Annotated in this window: 10 protein-coding genes; 6 read left to right on the top strand and 4 right to left on the bottom strand. The window is 70.9% G+C overall.

What is annotated here, in order from left to right:
* Window positions 1–58: 58 nt before the first annotated feature.
* Window positions 59–322, bottom strand: a complete 264-nt coding sequence (locus IE140_RS16860) for a WhiB family transcriptional regulator (protein WP_003968728.1) — start codon at window positions 320–322, stop codon at window positions 59–61.
* 674 nt (window positions 323–996) lie between these two features.
* Between IE140_RS16860 and IE140_RS16865 the strand changes: the two genes are divergently transcribed.
* From IE140_RS16865 to IE140_RS16875, 3 genes are read left to right on the top strand one after another with little or no spacing between them, the layout of a single operon-like run.
* Window positions 997–1,497, top strand: a complete 501-nt coding sequence (locus IE140_RS16865) for a cysteine dioxygenase (protein WP_006125021.1) — start codon at window positions 997–999, stop codon at window positions 1,495–1,497.
* Window positions 1,498–1,510: 13 nt separating this feature from the next.
* Window positions 1,511–2,467 carry a 2-phospho-L-lactate transferase gene (gene cofD, locus IE140_RS16870; RefSeq protein WP_032769617.1) on the top strand — a complete coding sequence of 319 codons (957 nt, stop codon included), beginning with the start codon at window positions 1,511–1,513 and terminating at the stop codon, window positions 2,465–2,467.
* A gap of 59 nt (window positions 2,468–2,526) precedes the next feature.
* The gene (locus IE140_RS16875; RefSeq protein WP_189460562.1) at window positions 2,527–3,855 is read left to right on the top strand and encodes a coenzyme F420-0:L-glutamate ligase; all 1,329 of its coding nucleotides are present in this window, start codon (window positions 2,527–2,529) and stop codon (window positions 3,853–3,855) included.
* 356 nt (window positions 3,856–4,211) lie between these two features.
* Here IE140_RS16875 and IE140_RS16880 read toward each other — a convergent pair whose 3' ends face one another.
* The 3 genes from IE140_RS16880 to IE140_RS16890 form a co-directional block, all read right to left on the bottom strand.
* Entirely contained in the window at window positions 4,212–5,210 is a 999-nt protein-coding gene (locus tag IE140_RS16880) for a DNA-3-methyladenine glycosylase family protein (RefSeq protein WP_093442123.1), read from the bottom strand.
* Window positions 5,211–5,299: 89 nt separating this feature from the next.
* Complete coding sequence (gene manB / locus IE140_RS16885; RefSeq protein WP_032783567.1) at window positions 5,300–6,391, bottom strand: mannose-1-phosphate guanylyltransferase; 1,092 nt, start codon at window positions 6,389–6,391, stop codon at window positions 5,300–5,302.
* A gap of 80 nt (window positions 6,392–6,471) precedes the next feature.
* Complete coding sequence (locus tag IE140_RS16890; protein WP_189460495.1) at window positions 6,472–7,959, bottom strand: peptidoglycan recognition protein family protein; 1,488 nt, start codon at window positions 7,957–7,959, stop codon at window positions 6,472–6,474.
* A 137-nt stretch (window positions 7,960–8,096) separates the two neighbouring features.
* Here IE140_RS16890 and IE140_RS16895 point away from each other — a divergent pair, with 137 nt between their 5' ends.
* The 3 genes from IE140_RS16895 to IE140_RS16905 all read left to right on the top strand — a co-directional run bounded on the left by IE140_RS16895 (window position 8,097) and on the right by IE140_RS16905 (window position 12,585).
* Window positions 8,097–8,849 carry a TIGR03089 family protein gene (locus tag IE140_RS16895; protein ID WP_093442128.1) on the top strand — a complete coding sequence of 251 codons (753 nt, stop codon included), beginning with the start codon at window positions 8,097–8,099 and terminating at the stop codon, window positions 8,847–8,849.
* Window positions 8,850–9,025: 176 nt separating this feature from the next.
* Entirely contained in the window at window positions 9,026–10,582 is a 1,557-nt protein-coding gene (locus IE140_RS16900; RefSeq protein WP_150196571.1) for an LCP family protein, read from the top strand.
* Window positions 10,583–10,806: 224 nt separating this feature from the next.
* Window positions 10,807–12,585 carry an LCP family protein gene (locus IE140_RS16905; RefSeq protein ID WP_373296173.1) on the top strand — a complete coding sequence of 593 codons (1,779 nt, stop codon included), beginning with the start codon at window positions 10,807–10,809 and terminating at the stop codon, window positions 12,583–12,585.
* Window positions 12,586–12,596 lie beyond the last annotated feature (11 nt).

Below are 12,596 nucleotides of genomic sequence, written 5' to 3' on the forward strand. Positions count from 1 at the left end.
TCGGAGGGGCGGCTTGTGCCGGTCTGCCGGATGACGGGCGGCGGCTCAGCCGGACATGTCAGATCGCGGCCTTCTTGAGGCGTCGTCGCTCCCGCTCGGAGAGCCCGCCCCAGATGCCGAAGCGTTCGTCGTTGGAGAGGGCGTACTCGAGGCATTCCGAGCGCACCTCGCAGGCGAGGCAGACCTTCTTGGCCTCGCGGGTGGATCCGCCCTTCTCGGGAAAGAAGGACTCGGGATCGGTCTGGGCGCACAGTGCGCGCTCCTGCCAGCCGAGTTCCTCGTCCGCGTCCTCGACCAGCAGTTGCTGGAACAGCTCGGTCATGTGCGCCCCTCGTCTGTCTCTTGCGTCCCGTGATGCAGCCTTTTGCGGCTGAACGACACGAGTGAAATTACAAATCTGTAGCTCTGGGGCAGTCAAGCGAGGATCTGCTATTGGCCCAGGGATTCACTCTGCGGAACCAAGCGTATGCGGTAAGTGTTCAAATCAGCAAAAATCTGACATATGCCACGGGCTCCGCAGCCCCGCCCTCTCTCGATGAAGACGATCGAGGTCGGCCTTGTGTTGCGATTCGATCACCGAAGCGATCAAGATCACAGTCAGGTCACGGAGCGTCAGCCGCGTTTGAGGGCACGGATGATGCGCCACATGTCCCCGCCCCTGGCTGCATAAACCTTTCTCCGAATCCGACGACCGGAAGGGGTGAAACATTGCCCCCATACCGGGCATTGGGTTGACAGCGGACGGCCGAGCCGGTCTCCTTGACTCCATGCCAGCGACCGCAGCCCTGCACGTCACCCACGTCCGTGGGTTCCGTAGTGCTGTCCAGGCCCGCTGTTGCTGTTCCAGCTGTCACAGCTGTTGATGCCGTAGCGCTCCAGCTCTGATCCAGCCTCTCCGGCTCTCCGGACGAGCGTCTTTCTTCGTTTCCCGCTCCTCCCTGCAGTCATCGTGACTCCCCGCACGTGCACCCCCCATGCCGAGGAACCACCGCAGCAATGAACAGCGACAGCGACCTTCAGATCGCCGGCGACATCCTTGAGGTCCAGCACCTCCTCCAGCCCGCCCGCGAGCATCCCTCCACCGTCTCCGAGTTCGTCGGCCTCGCGCGCTCCATCGCGGCCGACCGCGCGCGGTGGGCCGGAATCGTCCAGTACGACTCCGCCTCCCGCTGGTACCACCGCCTGCACCAGGGCCCCGGCTACGAGGTGTGGCTGCTCAGCTGGGTGCCCGGACAGGGCAGCGGGCGGCACGACCACGGTCTCTCCGCCGGCGTCCTGACGGTCCTGGAAGGCGAGTTGACCGAGCACACCGAGCGCGGGACGCGGTCCCTCGGCGCGGGTGCGCAGCGGTCCTTCGCCCCGGGGTACGTCCACGAAGTGGTCAACGACTCGCTCGAACCGGCCGTGAGCCTGCACATCTACTACCCGGGCCTGACCGAGATGCCGATGCACCCGAGCCAAAGCGCCCCGACGGCCGTGGACGCCGTACCCGCCTGACAAACTGCTGTGCATGCGCATTGTTGTTCTGGCCGGTGGCATCGGCGGTGCCCGCTTCCTTCGCGGCCTCAAGCAGGCCGCGCCCGACGCGGACATCACGGTGATCGGCAACACGGGTGACGACATCCATCTGTTCGGGCTGAAGGTCTGTCCCGACCTCGACACCGTGATGTACACCCTCGGCGGTGGCATCAACGAGGAGCAGGGCTGGGGGCGTACCGACGAGACCTTCCAGGTCAAGGAGGAGCTCGCGGCGTACGGCGTGGGCCCCGAGTGGTTCGGGCTCGGCGACCGCGACTTCGCGACCCACATCGTCCGTACGCAGATGCTGGGCGCGGGCTACCCGCTCAGCGCGGTCACCGAGGCGCTCTGCGCCCGCTGGCAGCCGGGCGTGCGACTGCTCCCCATGTCGGACGACCGGGTCGAGACGCATGTCGCCGTCGAGATGGACGGCGAGAGCAAGGCGATCCACTTCCAGGAGTACTGGGTGAAGCTGCGCGCCTCCGTCGAGGCGCGGGCGATCGTGCCGGTCGGGGCGGAGCAGGCCAAGCCGGCTCCGGGGGTGCTGGAGGCCATCGGCGCCGCCGATGTCATCGTGTTCCCGCCGTCGAACCCGGTGGTGTCCGTCGGCACCATCCTCGCCGTGCCCGGGATCCGCGAGGCCATCGCCGAGGCGGGCGTGCCGGTCGTCGGCCTCTCCCCGATCGTCGGGGACGCGCCCGTGCGCGGGATGGCGGACAAGGTGCTCGCCGCGGTGGGCGTCGAGTCGACGGCCTCGGCCGTGGCCCGGCACTACGGGTCGGGGCTGCTGGACGGGTGGCTGGTGGACACGGTGGACGCCGGTGCGGTCGACGAGGTGGAGGCGGCGGGGATCCGCTGCCGGGCGGTGCCGCTGATGATGACGGACGTGGACGCGACCGCGGAGATGGCCCGGCAGGCGTTGGCGCTGGCCGAGGAGGTCCGGGCGTGAGTGGTTCCTCCGGTGCGCCTTCCTTCGGTCCGCCTTCCTCCGGTGCGCGTTCCACCGCTGTGACTTCACCGGGGCCTTCCGGTGCGCCTTCCTTTCGTGTGTGGGCCGTGGGTGGGATGCCCGAGGTTCGGGACGGTGACGATCTCGCCAAGCTGATCGCCGCCGCCGAGCCGGGGCTCGTCGACGGGGACGTCCTGCTCGTCACCTCGAAGATCGTCTCCAAGGCGGAGGGCCGGATCGTCGAGGCCGCGGACCGTGAGGCCGCCATCGACGCCGAGACCGTGCGGGTCGTCGCCCGGCGCGGGCCGCTGCGGATCGTGGAGAACCGGCAGGGTCTGGTCATGGCCGCCGCCGGGGTCGACGCGTCCAACACGCCCGCCGGGACCGTGCTCCTGCTGCCCGAGGACCCCGACGCCTCCGCCCGGACCATCCGGGACGGGCTGCGGGACATCCTCGGCGTGCAGGTCGGCGTCCTCGTCACGGACACCTTCGGGCGGCCCTGGCGCAACGGGCTGACCGACGTCGCGATCGGTGCGGCCGGGGTGCGGGTCCTGGACGATCTGCGGGGCGGGACGGACGCGTACGGCAATCCGCTCAGCGCCACGGTCGTGGCGACGGCGGACGAGCTGGCCTCGGCCGGGGACCTGGTCAAGGGCAAGGCGGAGGGGCTGCCGGTGGCGGTGGTCCGGGGGCTGTCGCACGTGGTCGCCTCAGGTGACGTGGACGACGGGCCCGGGGCTCGGGCGTTGGTGCGCAGTGCCGCCGATGACATGTTCCGGCTCGGGACGTCCGAGGCCGTGCGCGAGGCGGTGACGTTGCGGCGTACGGTGCGCGAGTTCAGCGACGAGCCGGTGGATCCGGGGGCGGTGCGGCGCGCCGTCGCGGCTGCCGTCACCGCGCCCGCGCCTCATCACACGACGCCGTGGCGGTTCGTGCTGCTGGAGTCCGCCGAGTCGCGGACCCGGTTGCTCGACGCGATGCGGGAGGCGTGGGTCGAGGATCTGCGGCGCGACGGGAAGAGCGAGGAGTCGATCGCGAAGCGGGTGCGGCGCGGGGATGTGCTGCGCAACGCGCCGTATCTGGTGGTGCCGTGCTTGGTGATGGACGGCTCCCATACGTACGGGGACGAGCGGCGGGACACCGCGGAGCGCGAGATGTTCGTGGTCGCGGCGGGGGCCGGGGTGCAGAACTTCCTGGTGGCGTTGGCGGGTGAGCGGCTGGGGTCGGCGTGGGTGTCCTCGACGATGTTCTGCCGGGATGTGGTGCGGGAGGTGCTGGCGCTGCCGTCGTCGTGGGATCCGTTGGGGGCGGTGGCTGTGGGGCATGGGGTGGGGGTGCCTCGGGAGCGGGCTGTTCGGGAGGCGGAGGGGTTTCTCACGGTGCGGTGAGGTGGGGGGCGGGCGTTGGTGGCGGGAGCGGGTGGGCCTTGGTGGGCGGGGTGCCGCTGCGCGGGGCTTGTCCCCTACCCGCCCCTTCCCGAAACCGGGGCTCTGCCCCGGACCCCCTGTGTCCTCAAGCGCCGGACGGGCTGGATTTCGGGGCGCTGCCCCGGACCCCGCTCCTCAATCGCCGGAGGGGCTGAGATTGCCCGGAGCCGCTGGAGAAGGCCCGAGGGGCTGGGGAGTGGCCGGAAGGGCGGGGGGTAGCCCGAGGCGCTGGAGAAGCCAGGGGGCTTGAGGCGGCCCGAGGCGCTGGAGAAGCCAGGGGTAGGGCTTGAGGCGGCCCGAGGGGCTTGGAAGATGCGCTACAGGTTCACGATGTTGCCCGGCTGCATTCTCGGGGCTCTGCGTGCCGGGACGCGGCCAGAGAGCAGGATCAGGCGCGTCGCCCGGTGGCGTTGGCCCTCGTAGGGGGTCAGCAGCCTCAGCATCTCCTCGTCGTCCGCGTCGCGGTTGTCCGCCAGGGCGTGGCCCACGATGCCGGGGAGGTGCAGGTCGCCGACCGTGACCGCGTCCGCCGCGCCGTTCGAGCGCTGGAGGGTCTCCGCCGATGTCCAGGGGCCGATCCCGGGGATCAGCTGGAGGCGGGTCCGGGCCTCGGGCAGCGGCATCGTCGCCGCTTCCTCCAGGCGGCGGGCCACCCGTACCGCTCGCAGGATCGTCGATGAGCGCTTGGCGTCCACGTTCGCCTTGTGCCATTCCCAGGACGGGATCATCGCCCAGCCGCGCGGGTCCGGCATGACGTGAAGGCCCAGGTCTGCGGTGGGGCCCGGGGCCGGGGTGCCGAAGCGGCGGACCAGGTGGCGCCAGGCGCGGTACGCCTCGTCCGTGGTGACCTTCTGCTCCAGGACCGAGGGGATCAGCGACTCCAGCACCAGGCCCGTGCGCAGCAGGCGCAGGCCCGGGCGGCGGTGGCGGGTCAGGGCCAGGAGACGGTGGCGCGGGACGAACGCCTCCGGGTCGTCCTCCGCGCCCAGCAGCGCCGGCAGGCCTTCCAGCAGCCAGTCCGCGCCGGGGCCCCACGCCGCCGCCGCGATCCGGTCGCCGCGCGCCGCGATCCGCAGAGTGCCGGGGCCCGCGGGTGTGCGGGTCGCCCGCCAGAACGTGCCGTCCCCCGTCATCCGGAACGTGGGGTCCGCCGGGCCCCGGCGCAGCGGGCCCAGCACCAGGCGGAGGTCCAGGGGGGCCGGTGGGGTCCACTCCCGGGTGAGGGGGGTGCCGGCCCCGGACGCGGCGGCCCCGGGCGCGGCAGCCTGGTGCGGCAGCGCTGCCCGCGTGGTGCGGGGGGCGAATCGTCCTGCCACGAAGCCTGGTGTCCCTGGGGTGTCGTCGGTGGGAGGAGAGCTGGTTGCTGTTCTCCTGCGGCTCTGTCGAGGGTACGGGCAGGCGGGGGCTACTGGTCCGAGGAGAAGCGGACCGAGGCGTCCGGCAGCGTCGATCCACACCAGATCCTGATGCCGTCGCGCAGTTCGTTGTCCGCGCCCACCCGGGCCCCGTCGCCGATCACCGCGCCCGCCAGGACCGTACGAGCGCCGATCACCGCGCCCGCCCCGACCAGGGAGTCCGTGATGACCGCGTTCGGCTCGACGGTCGCGTTCTCCAGGACCGTGGAGCCGTCCACCCGCGCGCCCGCGCCGATCACCGCGCCGGCGCCGACCACCGTACCTCCGGTGAGCTTGGCGTCCGGGGCCACGGAGGCGGTCGGCAGGACCAGGCGGTCGCCGCAGCGGCCGGGGACCGCCGGGGACGGGGCGCGGCCGAGGACGAGGTCGGCGGAGCCGCGGACGAAGGCCGCGGGGGTGCCGAGGTCCAGCCAGTACGTGGAGTCGACCATGCCCTGGAGGTGGGCGCCTGAGGCGAGCAGTCCGGGGAAGGTCTCGCGTTCGACGGAGACCGGGCGGCCGGACGGGATCGTGTCGATGACCGAGCGCCGGAAGATGTACGCCCCGGCGTTGATCTGGTCGGTGACGATCTCCTCCGGCGTCTGCGGCTTCTCCAGGAAGGCGGTGACCCGGCCCGTCGCGTCGGTCGGCACGAGGCCGAAGGCGCGCGGGTCCTCCACCCGGGTCAGGTGGAGGGAGACGTCCGCCCCGGAGACGGTGTGCGAGGTGACCAGGGCCCGGATGTCGAGCCCGGTCAGGATGTCGCCGTTGAAGATGAGGACCGGTTCGTCCGGTCCCGAGGACAGCTTCGGCGCCACGTTGCGGATGGCTCCGCCGGTGCCGAGCGGCTCCTGCTCGGTGACGTACTCGATGTGCAGACCGAGCGAGGAGCCGTCGCCGAAGTACGGCTCGAAGACCTCGGCCAGGTAGGACGTGGCGAGCACGATGTGCTCCACCCCGGCCGCCCTGGCCCGCGCCAGCTGGTGGGTGAGGAAGGGGACCCCCGCAGCCGGGACCATCGGCTTCGGGGTGTGCACCGTGAGCGGGCGCAGCCGGGTGCCCTTGCCCCCTACCAGGAGAATCGCTTCTTTTGCCTCTGTCACAGCACCGTCTCTGCTTCCTGATGGGGCTTGGTCTGGTTGGTGACTGGTCAGTTAAGCAGACCGGCCCAGCCCCGTTCCGGTCAGCGGCCCTGCAGTTTGGCGGAGCTGGTCCGGGCCGTGCCGAGCTTCTTGTAGAGACGCGCTCCGGGGCATTCGGTTGCGAAGCCGTCCCGATGGCCCGAGATCACGTTCATTTTGACCTTGGTGCCCGCCTTGTACTTGTTGCTTCCGCCGGAGGTGAGGGTCACCTTGCCCTTGGGGTTGGCGCCGAACAGGCCCAGTTTCCAGGCGGTGAGCTTGGAGACGGCGGTCACGGCGGCGGCGGGCGGGTTGGTGGAGGAGTAGGAGCCGAGGACCGCGATGCCCATGGTGTTGCTGTTGAAGCCCAGGGTGTGCGCTCCGAGGACCGCCTTCGTGACACCGCCGGCCCGGCCCTCGTAGATGTTTCCGCACTTGTCGACGGCGAAGTTGTAGCCGAAGTCGCGCCAGCCGCTGCTCTTGACGTGGTAGCGGTAGATGGAGCGGAGCACCGAGGGCGCCTGCTTGCAGGTGTAGTTGTTCCCGGTCGCACTGTGGTGCACGAAGGCCGCCTTGACGGTCCTGGTGTACGCGAACTGACGCTCGCGGAGCCTCTCGTCCGCGCCCCAGCCCTTACGGGTGACGATCCCCGGCCGGGGTCCGATGTACGGCTTCGCCCCGGCCGCGACGTTCGCCGCCTCCACCGTCTCCGCCTTGGTCAGCGCGGGGATGAAGGTCGCGCCGAGCGGTGCCAGCTCCGCGTTGACGGCCGAGGCGGCCTCGGACTCGGCGGTGAGCACCTCCGGCAGGACCACCGGGGTCGTGGGCGGGGCCGGGTTGACGGCGAACGCCGCCGTGACGGCGCTCCGGCCCGCGGGGGCGGCCCGGGCGGGCTCGGGGGCCGCCTCCGCGGCGGGCTCGGGGGCGGGGTCCGGGCCGGGGTCGACGAGTTCGAGGCGCAGCCCTTCGGGGAGCGGAGCGCCTGCGGACCGGTTCTGCGGATCGGCCGCCTCCGGCAGTACACGTACCTCCACGCCGTCCGAGTCGCCGACCCAGAGAGGGGCGGTCGCTCCGCGCACGGCGCCGGACGACCGCTCGTCGCTGCCGAGGTCGGCGGCGTGTTCGGCGTTGTGGGTCTCGACGTCCTGCCAGCCCGACCAGTTCGCGGAGCCGGCCGCCCGGGTCCGGACCTGGACCGTGCCGTGGAGTTCGGCATCGGCGTCGTCCCAGACCACCCCCACCAGGGAGAACGGCCGGGCCGTCCGGCGTTCCAGCCCCTGGCCGGCCGCCGCGCCCGCACTCATGGACCGGTCGGACGGTGCGGCGAGGGGCTCCAGGGGCAGGGACTGCGTCGATCCCGCGGCTTCGGCGGCCGCGCGGGACGCGGCGACGGGGAGTTCGGCGGCCCTTACCGACGGCGGGCCGGACCCCGGTGACTCGGCGGCCTGGGAAGGGGGTCGGGCCGGGGCGGACAGAGCGGGGGCGGCGAGCGGCAGAGTGAGGGCCGCCGCGCAGGTGACGCCGACTGAGGTGACCAATAGTGCACGCATACGAACGATCCTGAACATAGAGTGACGACTCCGGCTACCCGGACATCTGCCCCCTCATGACGCACCGTCTGCCGAACCGGTGTACGTGACACCCGTTCAGCCCGCCCCGCACAGCGTCCCCGCGTACGCTTGCGCGGATGAACTCCAGCGACCGCACCCCCGCCGACCTGCTGCGATCCGCCCTCTCCGCGGACCCGGCCCGCCCCCTGGTCACCTTCTACGACGACGCCACCGGAGAACGCGTCGAACTGTCGGTGGCCACCTTCGCCAATTGGGTGGCCAAGACCGCCAATCTGCTCCAGGGCGACCTCTCCGCGGAGCCCGGCGACCGGCTCGCCCTGCTGCTGCCCGCGCACTGGCAGTCCGCGGTCTGGCTGCTCGCCTGTTCCTCCGTCGGGGTCGTCGCCGACGTCCAGGGAGATCCGGCCACCGCCGATCTCGTCGTGACCGGCCCGGACACCCTGGAGCGGGCGCGGGCCTGCCGGGGCGAGCGCGTCGCCCTCGCCCTGCGTCCGCTGGGCGGCCGGTTCCCGCAGGCGCCCGAGGGGTTCGCGGACTACGCGGTGGAGGTGCCGAGCCAGGGCGACCGCTTCGCGCCCTTCGCCCCGGTGGACGCCGACGCCCCCGCGCTGGCCGTGGATGGGGTCGAGCTGACGGGTGCGCAGCTCGTCGCCCGGGCCCGCGAGGACGCCGCCGCCCTCGGCCTCGTACCGGGGTCCCGGCTGCTCACCGGGCGTACGTACGACACCTGGGAGGGGCTGAGCGCCGGGCTCTTCGCGCCCCTGGCGGCGGGCGGGTCCGTGGTGCTGTGCCGCCACATCGGGCAGCTCGACGCGGACGGCCTCGCCAAGCGGGTCGAGAGCGAGCGGGTCACCAACACCGCGGTATGACAAGCGCGCTGAGTCCACTCGTCCGGCCCACAGCGGGCCGAGTCCTCGGTGAACGGCAGCGGAGCGGGTAGATGATCGGGCGGTACAGACCACTCTCCTGGCCGTGCACAACCAAGCGCGAGTTTCAGCCGTCTACTCCTGCGACCGGCGGCCCCTCGCGCCGCCGAACGTGAAGGATGGACGCAGACGTGACCGACAGTGCTGGCCCGCCGTCCGACCCGGACCGCCCGGAAGCCACCGAGGGCGGGGGCCAGCAGGACGGCACCCCGCAGGACGGCACACCGGAGAGCGGTTCGCCGCAGGACGGTTCGCCGCGGAGCGGCGCGCCTCAGGGCAGTCCCTCCCAGAGCGGTTCGCCCCAGGACGGCACCCCTCAGGACAGCCCCCCTCAGGGCGATGTCCCGCAGGAGAAGGGCCCGACCGCCGCTGAGGCCGATACGGCCGACGGTGCTGGTGCCGCCGAGCCCGAGGCCGAAGCCGGCGCCGCCGCGTCGGGGGAAGCCGAGGGCGGGGCCGAGCCCGCGGCCGGCCCCGTCCGGGACGGGGCCGACGGTGTGCAGACCTGGGCCGATCAGCCCAAGGACGGCATCCTCGCCGCCCGCAGGAGCCACTGGCTGCGCTGGACCGCGCTCGCCGCCTCGTTCCTCGTCCTGATCGCCGCAGGGGTCGGCTGGTGGATGTACAAGAAGCTCGACGGGAACATCACCACCGATACCGGCGCCGTCGCCGAGCTCAAGGCGTACGAGAAGGAGCGGCCGACCCCGGTCGTCGTGGACGCCCAGAACATCCTGCTCATCGGGTCCGACAGCCGGGCCGGGGACAATCGCAAGTACGGGCGGGACGACGGCGGCAGCCAGCGCTCCGACACCACGATCCTGCTGCACCTCGCGGCGGACCGGAAGAGCGCGACGGCCGTGTCGATCCCCCGCGACCTGATGGTGGAGATCCCCAGCTGCCGCACCGCGGACGACAAGAAGACGCGGGAGCGGTTCACCCAGTTCAACGCGGCGTTCGAGCTCGGCGGCACCGCCTGCACGATCCGGACCGTGGAACGGATGACCGGCATCCGCGTCGATCACCACATGGTCGTCGACTTCAACGGCTTCAAGGACATGGTCGACGCCGTCGACGGGGTCGAGATCTGCCTCAAGGAGCCGATCAACGACAAGGACGCGCACCTGGAGCTCCCGGCCGGCCGGCAGACGCTGAACGGCGAGGAGGCCCTCGGTTACGTACGGGCGCGCAAGTCCCTCGGCAACGGCAGCGACACCGAACGCATGGAGCGCCAGCAGCAGTTCCTCGGCGCTCTCGTCAACAAGATGCAGAGCAACGGCGTCCTCCTCAACCCGACGCGGCTCTACCCGGTGCTGGACGCGGCCACCAAGTCGCTGACCACCGACCCGGGGCTGGCCTCGCTGCGCGATCTGTACGACCTGGTGCGCGGGATGCGCGACGTACCGACCGAGCAGGTGCAGTTCCTGACCGTGCCCCGACAGCCGTACCGTAACGACCCCAACCGGGACGAACTCGTCGAACCGGACGCGGGTGACCTGTTCAAGCAACTCCGCGAGGACAAGCCCGTCGCCGTGGTCCCGGCCGATGAACTCGAAGAGGCGGAACGGGACCAGGAGAGTGGACGGGACGGAAAGCCGGACGACGCCGCGTCCGAAAGCCCGACGCCGACACCCACCTATTCGGGTTCGAGTGCGGCGGACGACCTGTGCAAGCAGTAAAGCAATTGCCAAGACACAGAACATAATCGGCGCGTAATGGGAAGTATGCCCGGTTGTAAGGGGGGTGGAATGTGTCACGCACGTCGCTCGACCTGGAATCGGCCGGATAGTGTGACGCGATCCGGTGCTTCCGGCCGTCAGGTCGTGCACTGCTGGAGCGAAGGAACGAGCGCCTTGTCGGGGGAGGGCGCCTCGCGTGGCACCGACGGAGGACGCAGGCAACCGTGGACGCGCACAGTCGTGGACGGGCGGACGATATCGACCCCGCCGACCAGTGGGTACTCAACCCGCACACCGGTAATTACGAATTGCGACTGGACCACTCCGCTGGGGAGTCGAACAGTTCCGCGCGTACGGCGACTGCCGAGGAAACCGGCCGCCGCAGGGAGTCTCGGGCCGGTTCGTCCCGGGAGGGTTCGGGACGCCGCGCGGCCGGTTCGCGCGGGGGTGCCACGGACACGTCGCGCCGCGAGGTGCCGGGCCAGCGCAGCCGCCGCAGCTCCCAGGCGGGCCGCGGCGCCGCCGAGCCCCCCACGACCGGCCGCCGGAAGCGCAAGCCGCAGAAGTCGCGCAAGAAGAAGGCGCTGCTGTGGACGGGCGGTGTGATGGCGTTCGTGGTGGTGGGCACCTCGATCGGCGTGTACACCCTGTACCAGAAGCTCAACGGGAACATCGACTCCATCGACGTCGGTGACGCCGGCAGCAAGAACGTCGTCACCGACGGCCCGATGAACATCCTGGTCATCGGCACCGACAAGCGCACCGGCAAGGGCAACGAGGGCTACGGCGACAAGGGCAGCGAGGGCCACGCCGACACCAACATCCTGTTCCACGTCTCCGAGGACCGGACCAACGCGACGGCGATGAGCATCCCGCGCGACCTGGTGACCGACATCCCCGAGTGCGAGACGAAGCAGTCGGACGGCACCTCCACCACCATCCCCGGCACCCCGAACGAACGCTTCAACACCAGCCTCGGCCAGAACGGCCGCGATCCCGGCTGCACCATGAAGACGGTCGAGAACATCACCGGCCTCAAGCCGGACCACTTCATGATGGTCGACTTCAACGCGGTCAAGGAGCTGACCACCGCGGTCGGCGGCGTCGAGGTCTGCATGTCGAAGCCGGTCGACGACCCGAAGTCGCATCTGGTGCTGCCGCAGGGCAAGTCGAAGGTGCAGGGCGAGAAGGCGCTGGCCCTGCTCCGTACGCGCGACAGCTTCGGCAACCGGAGCGACCTCGACCGGATCAAGGTGCAGCAGCAGTTCCTCGGCTCGATGATCCGCGAGATGAAGTCGAGCGACACCCTGACCAACCCGAAGAAGCTGTACAAGCTGGCCGACGCCGCCACCAACGCGCTGACCGTCGACTCGGCCATCGGTGACGCTCAGAAGCTGATGACGCTCGCCCAGGAGATCTCCAAGGTCGACACGAAGAACATCACCTTCCTCACGATGCCGGTGATAGACAACCCGGCCGAGCCGAAGCCCGTCACCGTGGTCGTGGACCCGGTCAAGGGCGAGCAGCTCTTCGCGATGATGCGCTCCGACACCTCGCTGACCGAGGTGAAGCAGAAGGAGAAGGACGCCAAGAGCAAGCAGGCGGCCCTGCTCAAGGGCCCGAAGGCCGACCCCGCCGACGTACGGGTGGACGTCCTCAACGGCGGCGAGATCCCCGGTGCGGCCGGTTCGACCGTCACCTGGCTCCAGAACGAGCAGGGGGTGCTGAAGTCCACCAACAAGGCCAACGCACCCGAGAAGATCAAGAAGACGACGCTGGAGTACGCGCCCAACCAGGCCGATCAGGCCCGGGCGCTCGCCGAGATGATGGGGCTTCCCGCGACGGCCATGAAGAAGGGCACCGCCGACGCCGAGGGGCTTGAGGCGATGGTGCTCACGCTGGGGGCGGACTTCAAGGGCGCGGGCCAGCTCATCACCGGGCCGACGAAGGCTCCGGAAGGCGTCGAGCAGGCGAGCGCCGACAAGGCGGTATGCGCCAAGTGACACCGGGGCAC

The organism is Streptomyces parvus (assembly GCF_014648875.1).
In the GTDB taxonomy this organism is placed as follows: domain Bacteria; phylum Actinomycetota; class Actinomycetes; order Streptomycetales; family Streptomycetaceae; genus Streptomyces; species Streptomyces parvus.